The sequence below is a fragment of the Actinomadura craniellae genome (assembly GCF_003289645.1).
Classification (GTDB): Bacteria; Actinomycetota; Actinomycetes; order Streptosporangiales; family Streptosporangiaceae; genus Actinomadura_D; species Actinomadura_D craniellae.
In genome coordinates this window covers 49834-69266 of sequence record NZ_QLYX01000017.1, presented here as the reverse complement: position 1 = coordinate 69266, position 19433 = coordinate 49834, and the positions used below count along the sequence as shown (strand labels likewise).

Here is a 19433-nt window from a genome sequence, read left to right as displayed (position 1 = left end):
GCAACGTCGTCAGCCACGTAGCGAATGCTCCCACAGGCCGCCGCGAACCCTCCGCCGGGTTGCGCACTGGGGACAAGGAACTTCCGGACACGCCGCGCGAAGTCCCCCATTCCGTGGCGACCTCGTGTCACGGTGATCTTCCCACCACGGGGCGAACCCCGCCTCTGGCTCCACCCCCGCATCGAGCCGAACCGAGATCACGCAGTGCCAACCCGTACTCCCCGCATACCCGCGAGCCCCTCCACGGGCTCCTCCGACGGCCCGCCCGGCGTGGCGGCCACCGGACCGGCCGATCCGGCGACCTACGCTCGGGACATGACACCTGCCCCGTTCCAGCACGCGCTGGACACGTTGCGCAGCGCGGTCGAGGGCGACCCGGGCCGACCCGAGCTCGAACTCGAGGACATGCCCGCGCCGCAGCGGCTGGCGCCCTACTCGGCGGCGATCTCGGGGTCGGTCTACCGCGACGACCACGAGATCGCCATGGGTCGCCTGATCATCCTGTACGACCCGGAGGGCCGCGGCGACTGGGCCGGCGAGTTCCGGGTCGTCGCCTATATCCGGGCCGACCTGGAACCCGAGATCGCCGCCGACGAGCTGATCGGTTCGGTCGCCTGGAGCTGGCTGCTGGAGGCGCTGGAGGCCGCCGGGTACGCCAAGGTGTCCGGCACGATCACCCGGGCCGTCTCGGAGAGTTTCGGCGACAAGGCCGACGACCCGTCCACTACCGAGCTGGAACTGCGCGCGTCCTGGTCGCCCACCGGTGAGGATCTGTCGGGTCACGTCACCGCCTGGTGCGAGGTGATGTGCATGGCGGCGGGACTCCCCCCGTCCGGTGTGACCGCTCTGCCGGGGTTGACGGGTCGAACAGGCGATTGAACGGCGTACGGTAGGCGCGTGGGAGTGTCCGAGACCAGTCAACCCCGGGGTGATGTCCCCGCCGAGGAGGAGCCCCGGCCCACGCCGCTGCTCGAACCGCGCGAGGGCGTCCCGCCGGTGGTCGCGTCCGCCGACGGATTGGAACGCGTCATCGCGGCCTTCGCCGCGGGCGACGGCCCCGTCGCCGTGGACGCCGAGCGCGCCTCCGGCTACCGCTACGGACAGCGCGCCTACCTGGTGCAGTTGCGCCGGGCCGGCGCCGGCACCGCGCTGATCGACCCGATCGGCTGCCCCGACCTGTCCGGGCTGGCCGCCGCGCTCGACGACGTCGAAATGGTGCTGCACGCCGCCAGCCAGGACCTGCCCTGCCTGGCCGAGCTCGGCCTGGTGCCGCGGCGCATCTTCGACACCGAGCTGGCGGGGCGGCTGCTCGGCCACCCCCGGGTCGGGCTCGGCTCGATGGTGGAGACGGTGCTGGGCTTCACCCTGGAGAAGGGGCATTCGGCCGCCGACTGGTCGACCCGGCCGCTGCCCCCCGAGTGGCTGCGCTACGCCGCGCTGGACGTCGAACTGCTGGTGGAGCTGCGCGACGCGCTGCACGCCGAGCTGACCGCGGCGGGCAAGCTGGAGTGGGCGGCGCAGGAGTTCGCCGCGGTGCTCGCCACCCCGCCCAAGCCGCCGCGGCCCGACCCGTGGCGCCGCACGTCCGGGATTCACCGGGTGCGCAACCGGCGCGGGCTCGCCGTGGTGCGCGAGGTCTGGGAGGCCCGCGACCGGATCGCCGTCGAGCGTGACCTGTCCCCCGGCCGGGTGCTCCAGGACACCGCCATCGTCGAGCTGGCGCTGAACCAGCCCAAGTCCCCCGCCGAGCTGCAGGAGCTGTCCACGATGCGCGGCCGGGGCGCCCGCCGGTACCTGTCGGTGTGGCTGCGCGCGGTGAACCGGGCGCGTGGGCTGACCGAGCGCGAGCTGCCCGAGTCGAGCCTGCCCGGGGACGGCCCGCCGCCCGCGCACCGCTGGGCCGAGCGCGACCCCGAGGCGGCGCGGCGGCTCACCGCCGCCCGCGGCGTGGTGGCCGCGCTGGCCGACGAGCACACCATGCCGAGCGAGAACCTGGTGCAGCCCGACCTGATCCGGCGGCTGGCCTGGTCGCCGCCGGAGCCGGTCGACGCCGAACGTGTGGCGACCACGCTGGCCCTGCTGGGCGCCCGCGAGTGGCAGGTCGAGCTGGTCGCGGTGCCGCTGGCCAGGGCGCTGCTGCGGGTGGAGACCAAAGGCGATGTCTGAGCTGCGGGTTTCGATCGATCACTACGGGTGACCACTGCGTACGGAGAGCTTCGCCTCCGGACTGGAGGGCACCGTGCCGCTGTTCCGTACCAAACCGGTCGAACACTCGATCCGGGACACCGAGGATCCCGACCACCGGCTGCGCCGAGATCTGACCGCGCTGGACCTGACCGTGCTCGGCGTGGGCGTGATCATCGGTACCGGGATCTTCGTGCTCACCGGGGTGGTGGCCAGGGACAAGGCCGGGCCGGCGGTGGCGATCTCCTTCGTGCTGGCCGGGATCGTGTGCGGACTGGCCGCCCTGTGCTACGCGGAGTTCGCCTCGACGGTCCCGGTGGCGGGTTCGGCCTACACCTTCTCCTACGCGACGCTGGGCGAGTTCCCCGCCTGGATCATCGGCTGGGACCTCATCCTCGAACTGGCGCTCGGCGCGGCGGTGGTGGCGGTCGGCTGGTCGGGGTACGCCGCCTCCCTGCTGGACAGCATGGGCCTCACGCTGCCCACCGCGATCGGGGGTTCGCCCGGGTCGGACGGCGGGGTCATCAACCTGCCGGCCGTCTTCGTCGTGCTGGTGGTGACCGCGCTGCTGATCTTCGGGGTCAAAATGTCCTCACGGTTCAACGCGATCATCGTGACGGTGAAGCTCGCGGTCATCCTCCTGGTGATCGTGGCCGGCCTGTTCTACGTCAAGGGCGCCAACTACCGGCCGTTCATCCCGCCAGCGCAGTCCACCGCTGAGGTCGAGGGCGTGCGGGCCCCGCTGATGCAGGTGCTGTTCGGGGCCGCCCCGGTGAACTACGGCTGGCTGGGGGTCTTCGCCGCGCTGGCGATCGTCTTCTTCGCCTACATCGGCTTCGACATCGTGGCGACCGCGGCCGAGGAGTCCCGCCGGCCGCAGCGCGACCTGCCGATCGGCATCCTCGGCTCGCTGGCGATCTGCACCGTCCTGTACGTGGCGGTGGCGCTGGTCGTGGTGGGCATGCAGCCGTACACGCAGCTCAGCGCGAGCGCCCCGCTGGCGGACGCGTTCCGGGGGGTCGGGCGGCCCGGATTCGCCACGATCGTCAGCGTCGGGGCCATCGCGGGGCTCACCACGGTGGTGCTGATCATGCTGCTGGGCCAGACCCGGGTGTTCTTCGCGATGAGCCGGGACGGGCTGCTGCCCCGGGGGCTGTCGGCCGTCCACCCGCGGTTCGGCACTCCCTACCGGGTCACCCTGATCATGGGGGCGGTGGTGGCGGTGCTGGCCGGGTTCATCCCGCTGGCCGAACTGGCGGAGCTGGTCAACATCGGCACGCTGTTCGCCTTCGTGGTGGTGGCGGTGAGCGTCGTGGTCCTGCGGCGCACCCGGCCGGACCTGCCCCGGGCCTTCCGCACCCCGCTGGTGCCCCTGGTCCCCGCACTGGCGGTACTGAGCTGCCTGTTCGTCATGGTGAACCTGCCGGTCGAGACCTGGCTGCGCTTCCTGGCCTGGCTGCTGGTCGGGGTGGTGCTCTATGGGCTGTACGGGTACCGGCACAGCCGGCTTGCGCTGCACGCCGTAGATTTGAAGCAAAGTGATAATTCACCCGAGTTACGGTGATCAACCCCACGGTACTCATTTCCCCATCGGATAGGCAGAATGGCCCGCATGGCAGATCCTGTACGCGTCGCGGTGGTCGGTTCCGGTCCTGCCGGGTTGTACGCGGCCGAGGCGCTGGTCAAGCAGGCCGGCGGGACGGTGGAGGTCGATGTCATCGACCGCCTCCCCACCCCATACGGCCTGGTCCGCTACGGCGTGGCGCCGGACCACAAGTCGATCAAGTCCATCGCGCGCTACCTGCAGCAGGTGCTGGAACACCCCTCGGTGCGGTTCCTGGGCTGCGTGGAGCTGGGCGACGACATCACCCGCGAGGAGTTGCTCGACTGCTACGACGCGGTGATCTACAGCACCGGCGCGATGGTCGACCGGCGGCTCGGCGTGCCCGGTGAGGACCTGCCCGGCAGCGTCGCGGCCACCGACTTCGTGAACTGGTACTGCGGGCACCCCGACGCCGCCGACCACGCGTTCGACCTGTCCGCCGAGGAGGTCGCGGTGATCGGCGTCGGCAACGTCGCCGTCGACGTGGTGCGGATCCTGGCCAAGACCGCCGACGAACTGCGCGACACCGACATCCCCGAGCACGTGATCGACGCGCTGGCGGGCAGCAAGGTCCGCCGGATCCACCTGGTCGGACGGCGCGGCCCGGCCCAGGCCAAGTTCACCACCAAGGAAGCTCGCGAGCTGGGCGTGCTGCCCGGCGCCGAGATCCACGTCAGCCCCGGGGACCTGGAACTCTCCCCCGCCGACGCGGAACTGGCCGAGACCGACCGGCTGGTGCGCGGCAACCTCAAGGTGCTGCGCGGCTGGACCGAACCGCCGACGGGCGACCGGCCGCGCCGGATCGACGTCCGGTTCTGGCGGGCGCCGGTGGAGATCGAGGGCACCGACCGGGTGGCCGGGCTGCGGCTGGAGCGGACCGCGCTCGACGAAAACGGCCGGGTCACCGGCACCGGCACGTACGAGACCCTGCCGGTGGGGCTGGTGCTCCGCTCGGTCGGCTACCGGAGCGTCCCGCTCACCGGGGTGCCGTTCGACGAGCGCGCCTCCGTGGTACCGAACGCGGCCGGGCGGGTGCTCGACGCCGCGGGCACGCCGGTGCCGCGCGAGTACGTGGCCGGATGGATCAAGCGCGGCCCGACCGGGGTCGTCGGCACCAACAAGTCCGACGCCGCCGAAACCGTCACGGCACTGCTCGCCGACGTCGAGGCCACCGGCGCGGGCCGACCCCGGCCCGCCCGCCGGATCGAGGAGCTCCTTGAGGGCCGCGGCCCGATCGTCACCTACGCCCACTGGCTCAACCTCGACACCGCCGAGATCGAGCTGGCCCGCTCGCTCCAGCGGGGCGAGCGGGTCAAGCTCGGCCACTGGGCGGCCATGCGGGCGGCCTGCCACCCGCAATAGCACACCCACGGCTGAGGTCATAGGGCCACAGCACGTGACGTAGTGGACATCGTGGCGCTAACGTGCGCTTGTGACCGATGGTCCTCAGGTGTACGGATTTCCGCCCCTGGACGTGCTGCCCGGGCTGCGCTGGCTGGGGCCCGACTACGTCGGCATGCTCGTGCGCGACCTGACGCTCGGACTGCGCCGCCAGGACACCGGGACCAGGGTGCTGGGCATCCGGTGCGAGGGCGGCCCGACGGTGCAGGACGGCGGCGGCCCGGGCCGGGCGCATGACGCCGCCTTCCCGCTCCAGGTGTACGTGCGGGACGGGGCGGGGCGGTCGTGGCGGCTGTCGGGCCGATGGACCTACGTCGGCCGCGACATCGGCGGCCCCGCCCCCGTCATCACGCACTACTGGAGGTTGATCTCCGCTCAGGAGGTCAACTGATCAGTCCGAGGTCTGCACCGTGACCGGCTCGGCATGGGTGACCCGGGCGATCGCCTCGGTGATGTCGCGGGCCAGGTACTGCGGGGTGAGCCCGAAGTCGACCAGCAACTCGGCGCGCTTGGCGTGGTCGGGGAACTCCTGCGGGATGCCGAAGGTCCGCACCGGGGTGTCGACCTCGGCGTCGCGCAGCAGCCGGGCCACCGCGTCGCCGACCGCGCCCACCCGGCCGTTGTCCTCGACCACGGCGACCATCCGGTGCTCCCGGGCGGCCTCGACCAGCGCCGGGTCCAGCGGCTTGACCCAGCGGGGGTCGACGACCGTGACCCCGATGCCCTGGGCCGACAGCCGGTCGGCCACCTCGACGGCCGGGGCCGCCATGGAACCGGCCGCCACGACGAGCACGCTGGCCCCGTTGGCGCCGGTGTGCCGGGCCAGCACGTCCATGCCGCCGATCTGGTCGATGGCCTCGACGTCCTCGATGGCCGGGCCTTTGGGGAAGCGCAGCGCCGTCGGCCCGTCGGAGACCGCGACGCACTCGCGCAGCAGCTCGCGCAGCCGGGTGCCGTCGCGGGGCACCGCGATCTGCATGCCGGGTACCAGTTGCAGGATCGACAGGTCCCACATGCCGTTGTGGCTGGCCCCGTCGTCACCGGTCACCCCGGCACGGTCCAGGACCAGCGTGACCGGCAGCCGGTGCAGCGCGACGTCCATCAGCACCTGGTCGAAGGCGCGGTTGAGGAAGGTCGCGTAGATCGCGACCACCGGGTGCGCGCCGCCCAGGGCGAGCCCGGCGGCGGAGGTCACCGCGTGCTGCTCGGCGATGCCGACGTCGTAGATGCGGTCGGGGTAGGCCTCGGCGAAGGGGGCCAGCCCCACCGGGTAGAGCATGGCCGCGGTGATGCCGACCACGTCGGGCCGCTCGGCGCCGAGTTCCACCATCTCCTGGCTGAAGACCTTGGTCCACGAGGGGCCGCCGCCCTTGGGCAGCTGCTTCCCGGTGGCGGGGTCGAACGCCCCGCCGCCGTGCATGCAGTCTTCCTCGTCGTTCTCGGCGGGCTCGTAGCCGTGGCCCTTGGAGGTGATGCAGTGCACGATCACCGGGCCGCCGAAGTCGCGGGCCTTGCGCAGGGCGTGCTCGACGGCCTCGGTGTCGTGGCCGTCGATGGTGCCGACGTACTTCAGGCCCAGGTCCTCGAACATGGCCTGCGGCTGGAGGATGTCCTTGATGCCCTTCTTGAACCCGTGCAGGGTCTCGTAGGCGACCGGACCCACCACCGGGGTCCGGGGGACGGTCTTCTTGATCAGGTCGAGTGCGCGCTCGTAGCCGCGGGTGACGCGCAGGTCGGCCAGGTGGCTGGCCAGCCCGCCGATCGTCGGGGAGTACGAACGGCCGTTGTCGTTGACGATGATGATCACCGAGCGGTCGGCCGCCGCAATGTTGTTCAGCGCCTCCCAGCACATGCCGCCGGTCAGCGCCCCGTCGCCGACCACGGCGACGACGGCGCGGTCGGTCTCGCCGCTCAACTCGAACGCCTTGGCCAGGCCGTCGGCGTACGACAGCGCGGTGGAGGCGTGCGAGTTCTCGATGATGTCGTGCTCGGACTCGGCCTGGCTGGGGTAGCCCGAGAGCCCGCCGCGCTGGCGCAGCCCGGAGAAGTCGTGCCGGCCGGTCAGCAGCTTGTGCACGTACGACTGGTGGCCGGTGTCGAAGAGGATCTTGTCGTGCGGCGAGGCGAAAACCCGGTGCAGGGCGATGGTCAGTTCCACCGCACCCAGGTTCGGCCCGAGGTGCCCTCCGGTCTTGGAAACCGACTCGACCAGGAAGTCACGAATCTCCCCTGCGAGTTCTGGCAACTGCGTCGCATCCAGTCGTTTGAGGTCCTCGGGACCTGAGATCGACTTCAGCAGGCTCAACGCGCGTCATCCCCTCATGGCGATGCTTTTCATCTTGACGTGCAATGGGCACGAGTTTAGTCCCGCTTGAACTCCAGTGCGCCAGTCCCAATCTTCTGCGAAGATCCCAGGCAGAAATCTCCGCACCCGACCATTGGGGGTACCCCGTCTCATGCGCACCGAGGAGATCGTGCTGCTGAACACGGCCGGAGAAGCGATCGGCACCGCGCCCAAGGCCACGAGCCACCACGAGAAGACCCCTTACCACCTGGCCTTCTCCTGCTACCTCGTCGACGCCCGGGGCCGGGTGCTGATCACCCAGCGGGCGCTCGACAAGCCCAGCTTCGCCGGCGTGTGGACCAACAGCTGCTGCGGGCATCCGGCGCCCGGCGAGGGGCTGCGGGAGGCCGTGCAGCGCCGGGTCGAGACCGAGCTCGGCATGGGCGCGCAGGAGCTCACCCTGGTCTTGCCCGAGTTCGACTACCGGGCGACCGCCTCCGACGGCCTCGTCGAACACGAGCGCTGCCCGGTGGTGCGCGCCGTGCCGGTCGGATCGCCACAGCCCAACCCCGCCGAGGTGGCGGCGGCCGAGTGGCGCACCTGGGAGGAGTGCCGGGAGCTGACCAGGCACCCCGACTCCTCGCCCTGGTTCCGCATGCAGATGGAGCAGTTGGTGCCGCTGGGCCCGCCGGAGAAGTGGCCGGCCGCCGACCTCACGCAGTTGCCCCCTGCTCTCGCCTGGTGACGGAACGCGCCGGTAACGGGGCGTTCCCTCTGGTGACGCATTGGTGATGAAGCGGTAAGAAAGCCACCGGAATTGCCACACCCCGGCGAATCCGAACAGGCCTGGCCGCATGCGGCCAGATGACAAATCCATCACCAAATTAACCAGAAGAACTCCGCTTTTCTTACATTTCATAGTAAACCGAATAAGTCGGTGATACGTCACTCTCGCGACCCGGTCGCGGGCGTGCGTCCCCGATTCGCCGAGGAGACGCATGGGCGGCACGCGTTTCACCACCACCGGGCCGCCGGGAGCCCGCCGTGCGCCGCACGGCGGCGCCTCCGGCCGCCCGCGGCCGGAGGACCCACCCCGGGACGCCCCCCGGCCGGAAGCCGGTGCAAGGATGGGCGCCGGGATGATCGAAACCCCGGCACGCGACACATCCACCGGCCGAACCCGTGTGGGATGTCGCGATAGATCGGTTATGGTTACCTTCACCCTTTTTATGTTAGAAACATCCTTACAGACCGGTAACCCACCGGGCAACGTCCATGTCCACAGGTATGGGCGTTACTCAGCGGCCACGTTTGCCTGACGGTGACGCGCTGATCACGACATCACGGCCCGAAGACGACGCATACCAGGGAGAATTCCCTGAGCGTTCCGGTCGAGGGGCTGTGACTCGGGCGAACTCGGGAGGCAACCAAAGTGCAGGCGATCAGTGTTCGGCAGCCCTGGGCCTTCGCCATCGCACGCGGGCACAAGAGGATCTCCAACCAGAACCTGCCCACGGCCTACCGCGGAACACTGCTGATCCACGCCTCCATGCGCGTCGACCTCGACTCCTGCGACTCCCCGCTGATCCGCACGGCCGGCTGGGACGTCCGGGACCCGCTGGCCACCATCGGCGCCGCGATCGCGGTGGCCGAACTCGCCGACGTCTGCTCGGCGGCCGTGCGCGACGAGGAGTGCGGGTGCGGCCCCTGGGCCGACCGGGACGCCCACCACTGGCGGCTCGCCGACATCCGCGCGCTCCCCCGCCCCATCGTCTCCCTCGGCCGGCTCGGCCTGTGGCAGCCCCTGCCCAGCCTCGTCACCGAGGTCACCGCCATGCTCTCGGCCGAGCGGGCCGCCCCCCGGCTGGGGGACGGCCCGCCGGCCCGCTGAGCCGCTACTTGCGGAGCAGGGAGCGGAGCACGTACTGCATGATGCCGCCGTTGCGGTAGTAGTCGGCCTCGCCCGGGGTGTCGATGCGGACGACGGCGCGGAACTCCCGGCCATCGGCCCGGACCGTGACCTCGCGCGGGGTCCCGCCCGCGTTGAGCTCCTCCACACCCACGATGTCGAAGGTCTCAGTACCGGTCAGACCCAGCGACTGCGCGGACTCGCCCTCGGCGAACTGCAGCGGCAGCACGCCCATGCCGATCAGGTTGGAGCGGTGGATCCGCTCGTAGGACTCGGCGATGACCGCGCGGACGCCGAGCAGCGCGGTGCCCTTGGCCGCCCAGTCGCGGGAGGACCCGGAGCCGTACTCCTTGCCCGCGATGACCACCAGGGGGACGCCCGCGGCCTGGTAGTTGGCCGACGCGTCGTAGATGAACGCCTGCGGCGCGTCCTCCTGGGTGAAGTCGCGGGTGTAGCCGCCCTCGACGCCGTCCAGCAGCTGGTTGCGCAGCCGGATGTTGGCGAAAGTGCCGCGGATCATCACCTCGTGGTTGCCGCGGCGCGAGCCGTAGGAGTTGAAGTCCTTGACGGCCACGCCGTGGCCTTCGAGGTACTGGGCGGCGGGCGTGCCCACCTTGATCGCGCCGGCCGGCGAGATGTGGTCGGTGGTCACCGAGTCGCCCAGCTTGGCCAGCACCCGGGCGCCGTGGATGTCGGTGACCGGGGCGGGCTCCATCTCCATGCCCTCGAAGTAGGGCGCCTTGCGGACGTAGGTGGAGGCCGGGTCCCACTCGAAGGTGTCGCCGGTGGGGATGTCGAGGCCCTGCCAGCGCTCGTCGCCCTTGAACACGTCCGCGTAGTTCTTGGTGAACATCTCCTGGCCGATGGAGGACTCGACGATCTCGGCGACCTCCTCCTGCGACGGCCAGATGTCGCGCAGGTAGACCGGCTCGCCGTCGGCGCCCTCGGCGATCGGGTCGTTGAGGATGTCGATGTCCATCGTGCCGGCCAGCGCGTAGGCGACCACCAGCGGCGGCGACGCCAGGTAGTTCATCTTCACGTCGGGGCTGATGCGGCCCTCGAAGTTCCGGTTGCCCGACAGCACCGCGGTGACCGCGAGGTCGTTGTCGTTCACGGCCTGGGAGATCTCCGGCTGCAGCGGGCCGGTGTTGCCGATGCAGGTGGTGCAGCCGTAGCCGACCAGGTTGTAGCCGAGCTTGTCGAGGTAGGGGGTCAGGCCCGCCCGCTCGTAGTAGTCGGTGACCACCTGGGAGCCGGGCGCCATCGAGGTCTTGACCCACGGCTTGCGGGTCAGGCCCCGCTCCACCGCCTTCTTGGCGAGCAGCGCGGCGCCGACCATCACGTACGGGTTGGAGGTGTTGGTGCAGGAGGTGATCGCGGCGACCGCGACGTGCCCGTGGTCGAGCTCGAACGTGGTGCCGTCCTCCAGCGTCACCTGGACCGGGTTGTGCGGGCGGCCGCCGCCGTTGGTGCCGTGGTCGCGGGGCTTGTCACCGGCGCCGCCGTGGGAGATGGCCGGGGAGTCCGAGGCGGGGAACGACTCGTCGGACGCCTCGTCCGCCGGGCTCAGGACGCTCGGCGCGTAGGTGCGGACGTCGCGCCGCCAGGTCTCCTTGGCCTCCGACAGCGCGATGCGGTCCTGCGGGCGCTTGGGCCCGGCCAGCGACGGGACGACCGTGGACAGGTCGAGTTCGAGGTACTCGGAGAACTCCGGCTCGGCGGCCGGGTCCAGCCACATGCCCTGCTCCTTGGCGTACGCCTCGACCAGCGCGATCTGCTCGTCGCTGCGGCCGGTGAGCCGCAGGTACTTGAGGGTCTCGCCGTCGATCGGGAAGATCGCGCAGGTGGAGCCGAACTCGGGGCTCATGTTGCCGATGGTGGCCCGGTTGGCCAGCGGCAGCGCGGCCACGCCCTCGCCGTAGAACTCCACGAACTTGCCGACCACGCCGTGCTCGCGCAGCATCTCGGTGATGGTCAGCACCAGGTCGGTGGCGGTGGTGCCGGCCGGCGACTCGCCGGTCAGCTTGAAGCCGACCACCCGCGGGATGAGCATCGAGATCGGCTGGCCGAGCATGGCCGCCTCGGCCTCGATGCCGCCGACGCCCCAGCCCAGGACGCCGATGCCGTTCTCCATGGTGGTGTGCGAGTCGGTGCCGACGCAGGTGTCGGGGTAGGCCACCCCGTCGCGGTCGAAGACCACCCGGGCCAGGTGCTCGATGTTGACCTGGTGGACGATGCCGGTGCCCGGCGGGACGACCTTGAACTCGTCGAACGCGGTCTGGCCCCACCGCAGGAACTGGTAGCGCTCCCGGTTGCGCTCGTACTCGACGTTCACGTTGCGCTCGAACGCGTCGGGACGGCCGAAGTAGTCGACGATCACCGAGTGGTCGATGACCATCTCGGCCGGGGCCAGCGGGTTGATCCGGGACGGGTCGCCGCCCAGGTCGCGGACGGCCTCGCGCATGGTGGCCAGGTCCACCACGCAGGGGACGCCGGTGAAGTCCTGCATGATCACCCGGGCGGGGGTGAACTGGATCTCCCGGCTGGGCTGGGCGCCCGGGTCCCAGCCGGCCAGCGCGCGGATGTGGTCGGCGGTGACGTTGGCGCCGTCCTCGGTGCGCAGCAGGTTCTCCAGCAGCACCTTCAGGCTGTACGGGAGACGGGCCGCGCCCTCGACGGCGTCCAGCCGGTAGATCTCGTACGACTTGTCGCCTACTCGCAGCGTGTTACGGCTGCCGAAGCTGTTCGCGGACACGACTCCTCCTCAGCACACCGCGCCGGGGGGCGCGGCGCGGCACTATTCATCTGGGCGCGTATGGCTGCCGGCAAGGTGCGCGTCGGGGCGCACCGCAGGGTCCGGCGCGGTAGGTCATTCCCCATGAATCCTGCCCTAGCCGGGGATCTCTCCGTGACCCAGGGCAGCCTAACTTCCGCACCTTTTCCCCCGGGGACAAGCTTAGCCGATTTATCTTGATATCAAGCTACTTGTCGCCGGGGGGCGACCCCCACCTGGGGCGCGGGACCCGCGCCCCAGGTGGGCCGGCGGCTCAGCGGCCGAAGAGGCCGCGCGCGGTGCCCGGCGAGTAGAAGACGGTCTCGCCGGTGGCGTCCACGAACCCGTCGTTGTCGGTGACCACCCAGACGCGGCCGTCGCCGGCGACGGCCAGGCCCTCGACCTTCTCCTGCACGTGGCCGCCGAAGCCCCGCAGGTCCGGCAGCAGGTCGCGGACCAGCCGCTTGGGCAGGACCGGCAGGGTGCCCGGGGCGGGCGTCCCGCCGGGCAGCGGAACGGAGTAGATCTTCTTGTGCGCGGCGTCGGTACCGCTCGCCTTGTCCCGCTCGACCACCGCGAGCCGGTCGCCGACCACGACCAGTTCCGACACGCCGTTCCAGTTCGCGGCGGAGGCCGACTTCTCCAGCGTGTAGCCGTACCAGGCCCAGGTGCCGGTCGCCGGGCGGTAGCGGCCGATCCGCACCACGTCGGCGGGGTCGCCGGGCAGCGCACGCTGCAGGATCGTCCAGACCTCCTCGTCCTTGCCGGTGCCGGTGACGGTGACCCCCTCCAATCCCTGCTTGCCGACCTTGGCGGCGATGTCGGCGGGCAGCGGGACCTCCTGCCGGACGGCTCCACGGTCGTCCAGCAGGACCAGCAGATTCCGCGTGGCCAGCGGGTTCTCCGCCGCAGCGTCGCCCTCGGCGGCCAGCCAGAAGCCCCCGTGCGGCCGGGCGATGATCCCCTCGATGTCGTACCCGGCCGGGGTGCCGTTTCGGGTGACGGTCAGGGTGCGGGTGATCATGGCCGGGGTCCGTCCGGTGTCGATCCGGAAGATCCGGGTCGGGGTGAAAACGGCGTCCGACACCGCGTACAGGCCACGCCTGTCGCCGGGCACCGGGGACAGCCCCGACAGCGCGCCCCAGCCGATCGGGTCCCGCGCCACCAGGCCGGGCACCTCCGGCCGGCCCAGGCCGAACGCCTGGACGCCCGCGCGCATCCCGATCGAGGCGTCGTCGTTCTCGCTGGAGACCAGGAGCAGGCCCCGGGACGGCACCGGCAGCAGCCCCTCGGGCCCCGCGTTGGTCGGCAGGAACTGCACGAACTCCGGCCGGGTGGGCCGGGAGACGTCGTACACGGCGACGAAGTTGGACCGCTCGGAGCCGACGAACGCGTACCGCCGGCCCTTGAAGGTCGCGACGGCCAGGCCCTCGGGCTCGGTGCCCTTGTTGTCGGCCCGGTCGTCGTTGAAGTGGCCGTACCGCGCCGCGAGGTGCTCGAAGGAGTTGCCCGCGTCCCACAGCACCCGGCCGGTGTCGCTGAAGACCGTCCAGCCCCGGGTGCCGCCCTTCCAGTCGCCCTCGTTGGCGGTGGCCAGGGTGTGCCGGTCGATCCAGGCGATGGCGTCGGGCTCGCGGGGGGTGTCCTCGATCTTCCCAGTGGGGTCGTAGGAGCCGTCGTTGTCGATGTCGATGCCGGTGACGGTCACCTTGCCCGCCGAGAAGACCCGCTCGATCCGCCCGGTGCGCAGGTCGACGATCGCGATCCCGTTGTTCTCCTGGAGCGTCACCGCGGCGCGGTTGTCGTCGTTGATGGTGACGTACTCGGGCTCGGGGTCCTGCGGGGTGTCCAGGCCGGCCTGGACGAACGACGGCAGCGCGGCGCCGCCGGAGCCGGTGAACGGCACCGTGCGCAGCCCCCAGGAGGCCGGGCTCCTGCCGGTCAGGTCGAGGATCCGCAGCAGGCCGCCCGGGGCCTGCGGCAGGTCGCCCTCGTCGCCACCGGGCGGGGTCGCCTCCTCGTCGCGCTCGTTCTCGATGACGATCGCGGCGTACCGGCGGTCGCCGCTCACCGCGATCGAGTCGGGCTGGCCGCCGAGGTCCAGGCTGCGGACCTTCACCCGGTCGGCGATCCGGATCACGTCCACCCGGCCCGACGGCGCGGTGAAACTCGGGCTGGTGTCGACCACGACCAGGACGTACGGGCCAACCACCGCCACCGAGGTGGGTTCCTCGCCGGCGCCGAGCTGGATCGTTCCCTTCCCGCGCGGCCGCTTCGGGTCGGAGATGTCGAGGAAGCCGACGCGCCCGCCCGGCGCGTCGGTGTAGATCAGCGTCCGGCCGTCCTCGCTGACCGTGCTGATCTCGGCGACGGTCTCGTCCTCGGCGGGCGTTCCGGCGGGGCGGTTCTGGAAGACCGGGTAGGTGGCCAGCCGCTCGAAGAGGGCCTGCCGGTCGGCCGAGGCCGGCGTCGCGGTGCCCAGGCCGGTCAGCCCGATGGTGATGGCCGCGGCGGCCAGGCCGACCCGACGGGAGCGTGACTCCATGGAAACTCCGTTCCGGTGCAGATGAAACGGGTCGAACCTGGCACTGCCCGGAGAGTCGACCCGGTCGCGAAGGTTGCCCATAGATGTCCGGATGATGAAGAAACGCAGGTCGGAGGGACTTCGGCGCGCTACGGGAACATATCCGAGCGGTTCGCCGTTATCGATATATCGTTGTCATATCTTCGAAGATCGCAGAAGGCGGTACGACCATGGGAAGGTCACACCACGACGACATCAGGTGGGCGATGGGCGCCGCGGCCATGGCCGCCAAGCTGGCCAGGGCCGCGGCCGGCTCCTCGGGCTCGCCGGCCGGCGACCGGTGCGGCCCCCGCACCCGGCACGGCGGGCCCGGTTTCGGCGGGTCCGGCTTCGGTTTCGGCGGACCGGGATTCGGCGGGCCCGGCCCCTGGGCCAAGGGGTTCTGGGGCCAGTCGCCGCCCCGGGCCAAGAAGGGGAACGTGCGGGCGGCCGCGCTGGTACTGCTCGCCGAACGGCCGTTCAACGGCTACCAGCTCATCCAGGAGATCGAAGAGCGCAGCGGCGGGGCCTGGCGGCCCAGTCCCGGCGCGGTCTACCCGGCGCTCCAGCAACTCGCCGACGAGGGCCTGATCGAGGCCGTGGAGGAGGGCGGGCGCAAGGACTTCCACCTCACCGAGGCGGGCCGGGCCTACGTCGACGAGCACCTCAGCGACCTCGACGCCCCCTGGAACGCCATGACCCCGCCGGACGCCGGGGAGTACCAGGACCTGTTCAAGGTCGCCGCGCAGACCGGTGCCGCGATCTTCCAGGTCGCCCAGGCCGGCACGGCCGAGCAGCGGGCCGAGGCCGCGAAGGTCCTCGCCGACACCCGGCGCCGGCTCTACCGGATCCTGGCCGACGACGACGCCGAGGAGACCTCATGAACCACTGGCAGGGCGGCCCTCCGGTATGGGCGGGGCCGCACGCGGTCCGCAGGTTGATCGGCGCGGAGGCCGCCGCCGACGAGTTGCGCATCGGTGACGCCGAGCGCGACGCGGTGGCCTCCGCCCTGCACGAGCACTTCGGCCTCGGCCGCCTCACCGCGCCGGAACTGGACGAGCGGCTGGAGGCGGCACTGACCGCCAAGACCCGCGGTGACCTGCGCCAGATCACCCGGGACCTGCCGGAGCCGCACGGGCTCTCCGACGCCGGCTCCACACCTCACCGGCGCCGCCATCCCGGGCACCCCGGGCACCGGCACCGCTTTCCGGGCGGGCCACTTCTCCTGATCCTGCTGATCGCCCTGGTGGCGGGCGGGCTGGAGGCGCTGGTCGTCGCCGTCCAGGTCGTCCTCGTGCTGATGGTCGCGGCCGCCGTCTTCTCCCACGCCCGGCGTCGCAAACACTCCTGACCCCGCCCCTCCGCCCGCCAGCCGGGGCCACCGCCGCCTCCCGGTCCCGGCAGCGGATCCGTCGCCCACCGCACTCCCAACCCCGCGATATGCCAGATATGGCGGACTTACTACGGTAGGTCCGCCATGTCATGGATCAATTTCCTGCTGGTGGCAGGGCTCGCGGCAACGGCCGGGGCGATCGTGCAGAGCGGGGTGGGGCTGGGTCTCGGGCTCGTCGCCGCGCCCGTGGTGACCCTGCTGTTCCCCGAGATGATGCCCGGCTCACTGCTGATCGCCGCCGCCGTACTGCCCCTGCTCGTCCTGGCCGGGGAGGCCCGCGAGGCCGACTGGGCCGGGTTGCGCTGGGCGTTCGTCGGCCGGCTGGCCGGAACCCCCGCGGGCATCTGGGTCGTCGCGACCCTGCCCGACCGCGCCCTGGGGCTGGCGGTCGGCGCCATGGTGCTGGTGGCGGTCGCCGTCACCGGCCTCTCCGCGCGGGTACCGCGCAACCGGGGCACGCTGATCGGCGCCGGGCTGATGGCCGGGGCGGCGGGCACCGCCACCTCGATCGGCGGACCACCGATCGCCCTGCTCTACCAGCGGGAGAGCGGCCCCCGGGTGCGCGCCACCCTGTCGATCTTCTTCACTGTGGGCGCGCTGCTCTCGGTACTCACCCTGGCCGCCGTGGACGAGTTGCCGGCCCGGCAGGTGGCCGGTGGGCTGGCGCTCACCCCGTTCGTCATCGCCGGGTTCGCCGTCTCCGGCCCGTTCCGCCGCTACCTCGACCGCGACCACACCCGCGGCGCGATCCTCGCCGTCACCGCCACCTCCGCCCTCGTCCTGATCATCCGCAACATGCTGTGAAAGCCGTCCCGTGAGAACAGCCCGGAAATCCACTGCATGCCGTGAAGACCACCCCACCGGAACGGCCTGGGCATCCGCAGCACGACGTGAAAACCACCCCACGGAACAGCCCGGGAATCCACAACACGCTGTGAAGACCACCCACCGGAACAACCTGGGAGAATGACGGGGTGGCGCGATGCGGACCGACCGGGGCGGAACTGGCGGCGGCCCGGAACCAGCTGATCGACGACGTCCTGCCCGCGGACGGGGAGCCGCTGACCGTACTGTTCAGCGGGATCAACCCCGGGCTGTACTCGGCCGCCACCGGGTACCACTTCGCCCGGCCCGGCAACCGGTTCTGGCCGGCCCTGTACCGGTCGGGCTTCACCGACCGGCTGCTCTCCCCCGCCGAACAGCACCTGCTCCCCGGCCTCGGCCTGGGCATCACCAACCTGGCCTCGCGCGCCACCGCCCGCGCCGACGAACTCACCGACGAGGAACTGCGCGCGGGCCACGCCCGCCTCACCGCCCTGGCCGGACTGCACCGCCCGGCGTACGTCGCGATCGCCGGGGTGACGGCCTACCGCACCGCCTTCGGTCACCGGAAGGCCCAGATCGGCCCCCAGGATGAGCCGCTCGGCCCGTCCCGCCTGTGGGTGCTGCCCAATCCCAGCGGCCTCAACGCCGGCTGGCCCCTCGACCGCATCGTCGCCGAGTTCACCCGACTGCGCGAAGCCGCCACCGACCTCGTGGCCTGACGGGGCGTCTCGGGGCACGGCAGGAGTCCGCTCTCCCCAGTCCGGGCCGGTTCAGGCGTGTTCGCTACGGGGCGGGAACAACGTGGGAACTAGCGTGTTCGCCCTGAGCACGACAGAACCCGCCCAGCACCCCCGTGTGGCGGGCGACGGGGCTTCGCTCCGGCCAACCGGCAGTACCGGGCCGGAGAGAAAGTCGCGCGGCCAGGCTGGTGGCAGGTTGGTCGGGCGCTCGCCAAAACGCCGCGCATTCCCGCAGATGTCCCAGGTCACGGCGAGAGCGCCACGTCTTCCGCGGGTACTTCGCGGCTCGCAGCACGAGAACGCCACACTTCCCACGGATACCTCACAGCTCACAGCACAAGGACTCCACACTTCCCACAGACGCTCCTGATCATGGAGAGAAAACACCACGCTTCCCCCAGGTACCCCGCAACTCTCGGCACGAGAACACCACGCCTGCCCGCGGGTGCTCCGGCTCACAGCGGGAGAACGTCACATCTCACCCGGTTCTCCAGTCCTAGTTGTCGACTCCCGACGGACGATGAAGGGACGGGACGATGACGCTTCGCATCGTGGTCGTCGGCGCGGGCTACTCCGGGCTCGCCGCCGCGAAACTCGCGGCCAAGTGGACGGACGCGCGGGTGACGCTCGTCAACGAGAGCGGCCGGTTCGTCGAGCGGGTGCGGCTGCACCAGCTCGCGGCCGGGCAGCCGCTGCGCGACCTGCCGCTGGCGGACCTGCTCGACGGCACCGGCGTGGAACTCGTCGTCGATCGGGCGACGGAGATCGACGTGGTGGTACGGATCGTGCACACCCGGGACGCCCGTGCGCTGCCCTACGACCTGCTGATCTACGCCCTGGGCAGCCGGGCCGACCTGGACTCCGTGCCCGGGGTGGCCGAACACGCCCACACCGTCGCCACCCTCGACCAGGCGGCGCGGCTGCGGGACCGCCTCGCCCCGGGACAGACCGTCGCCGTGGTCGGCGGCGGGCTGACCGGCGTCGAGGCCGCCGCCGAGCTGGCCGAGACCCGCCCCGAGCTGAAGGTGCGGCTGGTGACCAGAGGCGTTCTGGGCGCCGGGCTGTCGCCGCGCGGCCGGCGGTATCTGCGGCGCGCCTTCGACCGCCTCGGCGTCGAAGTCCGCGAGGACGCCCGGGTGGCCAAGGTCCGCGCGGACGGTGCGGTGCTGGCCGGCGGCGAGCACATCAACGCCGACACCGTGGTGTGGACCGCCGGCTTCGAGGTGCCCGGCCTGGCCCGCGCCGCCGGATTCGCCGTCGACGACCGCGGCCGGATGGTGGTGGACCGGACCCTTCGCTCGGTCTCGCACCCGGAGGTCTACGGGGTCGGGGACGCGGCGGCCGTCCACCGGGCGGACGGCCAGGAACTGCGCATGGCGTGTGCCACCGGCCTGCCAGTGGCGCAGCAGGCCGTCCGTGGGATCGCCGACCGCCTGGCCGGCCGCGAGCCCCGGCCGCTGCGCTTCCGGTACGTCAACCAGTGCATCAGCCTGGGCCGCCGCGACGGGCTCGTCCAATTCGTCCGCTCCGACGACAGCCCGCGTTCGGCCGTACTCACTGGCCGCCCGGCCGCCCTCTACAAGGAGGCCATCGTGCGGAGCACGATCCTGCTGGAGCGGCACCCGACCCTCCCCTCCGGCATTTAGGACCGTCCGCACCCGGCCGGGCCGACCGAGGAGACGAGTTCCCTTCGGAGACGAGTTCCCTTCGCAACGACGTACAGAGTCACATGCCGTGCGGTGCACTGACACATCCGCC

General features: G+C 71.5%; 15 protein-coding genes. 12 read left to right on the top strand and 3 right to left on the bottom strand.

From position 1 onward, the window contains the following. Positions 1-315: 315 nt before the first annotated feature. From DPM19_RS28980 to DPM19_RS28960, 5 genes are all read left to right on the top strand, one after another. Positions 316-879, top strand: coding sequence for a DUF3000 domain-containing protein (locus tag DPM19_RS28980; protein WP_111871337.1), 564 nt, complete (start codon positions 316-318; stop codon positions 877-879). A gap of 24 nt (positions 880-903) precedes the next feature. Continuing rightward, positions 904-2166, top strand: coding sequence for a ribonuclease D (locus DPM19_RS28975; RefSeq protein ID WP_111871236.1), 1263 nt, complete (start codon positions 904-906; stop codon positions 2164-2166). Between the two features lie 73 nt (positions 2167-2239). Further along, positions 2240-3748 (top strand): amino acid permease, encoded by a 1509-nt coding sequence (locus DPM19_RS28970; protein ID WP_111871235.1) that lies wholly within the window; start codon positions 2240-2242, stop codon positions 3746-3748. Between the two features lie 39 nt (positions 3749-3787). Next, the gene (locus tag DPM19_RS28965) at positions 3788-5149 is read left to right on the top strand and encodes an FAD-dependent oxidoreductase (RefSeq protein ID WP_111871234.1); all 1362 of its coding nucleotides are present in this window, start codon (positions 3788-3790) and stop codon (positions 5147-5149) included. A 70-nt stretch (positions 5150-5219) separates the two neighbouring features. Beyond that, positions 5220-5579 carry a hypothetical protein gene (locus DPM19_RS28960; RefSeq protein ID WP_111871233.1) on the top strand — a complete coding sequence of 120 codons (360 nt, stop codon included), beginning with the start codon at positions 5220-5222 and terminating at the stop codon, positions 5577-5579. Here DPM19_RS28960 and dxs read toward each other — a convergent pair whose 3' ends face one another. Continuing rightward, positions 5580-7493 (bottom strand): 1-deoxy-D-xylulose-5-phosphate synthase, encoded by a 1914-nt coding sequence (gene dxs, locus DPM19_RS28955; RefSeq protein ID WP_111871232.1) that lies wholly within the window; start codon positions 7491-7493, stop codon positions 5580-5582. A 151-nt stretch (positions 7494-7644) separates the two neighbouring features. Here dxs and idi point away from each other — a divergent pair, with 151 nt between their 5' ends. Together idi and DPM19_RS28945 are read left to right on the top strand one after the other, a co-directional pair. Then, positions 7645-8217, top strand: coding sequence for an isopentenyl-diphosphate Delta-isomerase (gene idi, locus DPM19_RS28950; RefSeq protein WP_111871231.1), 573 nt, complete (start codon positions 7645-7647; stop codon positions 8215-8217). Between the two features lie 687 nt (positions 8218-8904). Further along, entirely contained in the window at positions 8905-9363 is a 459-nt protein-coding gene (locus DPM19_RS28945; RefSeq protein ID WP_111871230.1) for an ASCH domain-containing protein, read from the top strand. Between the two features lie 4 nt (positions 9364-9367). Here the strand turns inward: DPM19_RS28945 and DPM19_RS28940 are convergent, their stop codons facing one another. Together DPM19_RS28940 and DPM19_RS28935 are read right to left on the bottom strand one after the other, a co-directional pair. Further along, positions 9368-12136 carry an aconitate hydratase gene (locus DPM19_RS28940; RefSeq protein ID WP_111871229.1) on the bottom strand — a complete coding sequence of 923 codons (2769 nt, stop codon included), beginning with the start codon at positions 12134-12136 and terminating at the stop codon, positions 9368-9370. A gap of 292 nt (positions 12137-12428) precedes the next feature. Next, positions 12429-14699 carry an esterase-like activity of phytase family protein gene (locus tag DPM19_RS28935; protein WP_111871228.1) on the bottom strand — a complete coding sequence of 757 codons (2271 nt, stop codon included), beginning with the start codon at positions 14697-14699 and terminating at the stop codon, positions 12429-12431. Positions 14700-14908: 209 nt separating this feature from the next. On the opposite strand from DPM19_RS28935, the gene DPM19_RS28930 reads away from it, so the two are divergent. From DPM19_RS28930 to DPM19_RS28910, 5 genes are all read left to right on the top strand, one after another. Next, complete coding sequence (locus DPM19_RS28930; RefSeq protein WP_233510869.1) at positions 14909-15601, top strand: PadR family transcriptional regulator; 693 nt, start codon at positions 14909-14911, stop codon at positions 15599-15601. Next, positions 15598-16068, top strand: coding sequence for a DUF1707 SHOCT-like domain-containing protein (locus tag DPM19_RS28925; protein ID WP_111871227.1), 471 nt, complete (start codon positions 15598-15600; stop codon positions 16066-16068). The genes DPM19_RS28930 and DPM19_RS28925 overlap by 4 nt, the downstream gene beginning before the upstream one ends. Positions 16069-16194: 126 nt before the next feature. Next, entirely contained in the window at positions 16195-16914 is a 720-nt protein-coding gene (locus DPM19_RS28920; protein WP_111871226.1) for a sulfite exporter TauE/SafE family protein, read from the top strand. 170 nt (positions 16915-17084) lie between these two features. Continuing rightward, entirely contained in the window at positions 17085-17654 is a 570-nt protein-coding gene (gene mug / locus DPM19_RS28915) for a G/U mismatch-specific DNA glycosylase (RefSeq protein WP_111871225.1), read from the top strand. A 557-nt stretch (positions 17655-18211) separates the two neighbouring features. Continuing rightward, positions 18212-19321, top strand: coding sequence for an NAD(P)/FAD-dependent oxidoreductase (locus tag DPM19_RS28910; RefSeq protein WP_111871224.1), 1110 nt, complete (start codon positions 18212-18214; stop codon positions 19319-19321). Positions 19322-19433: the final 112 nt, after the last annotated feature.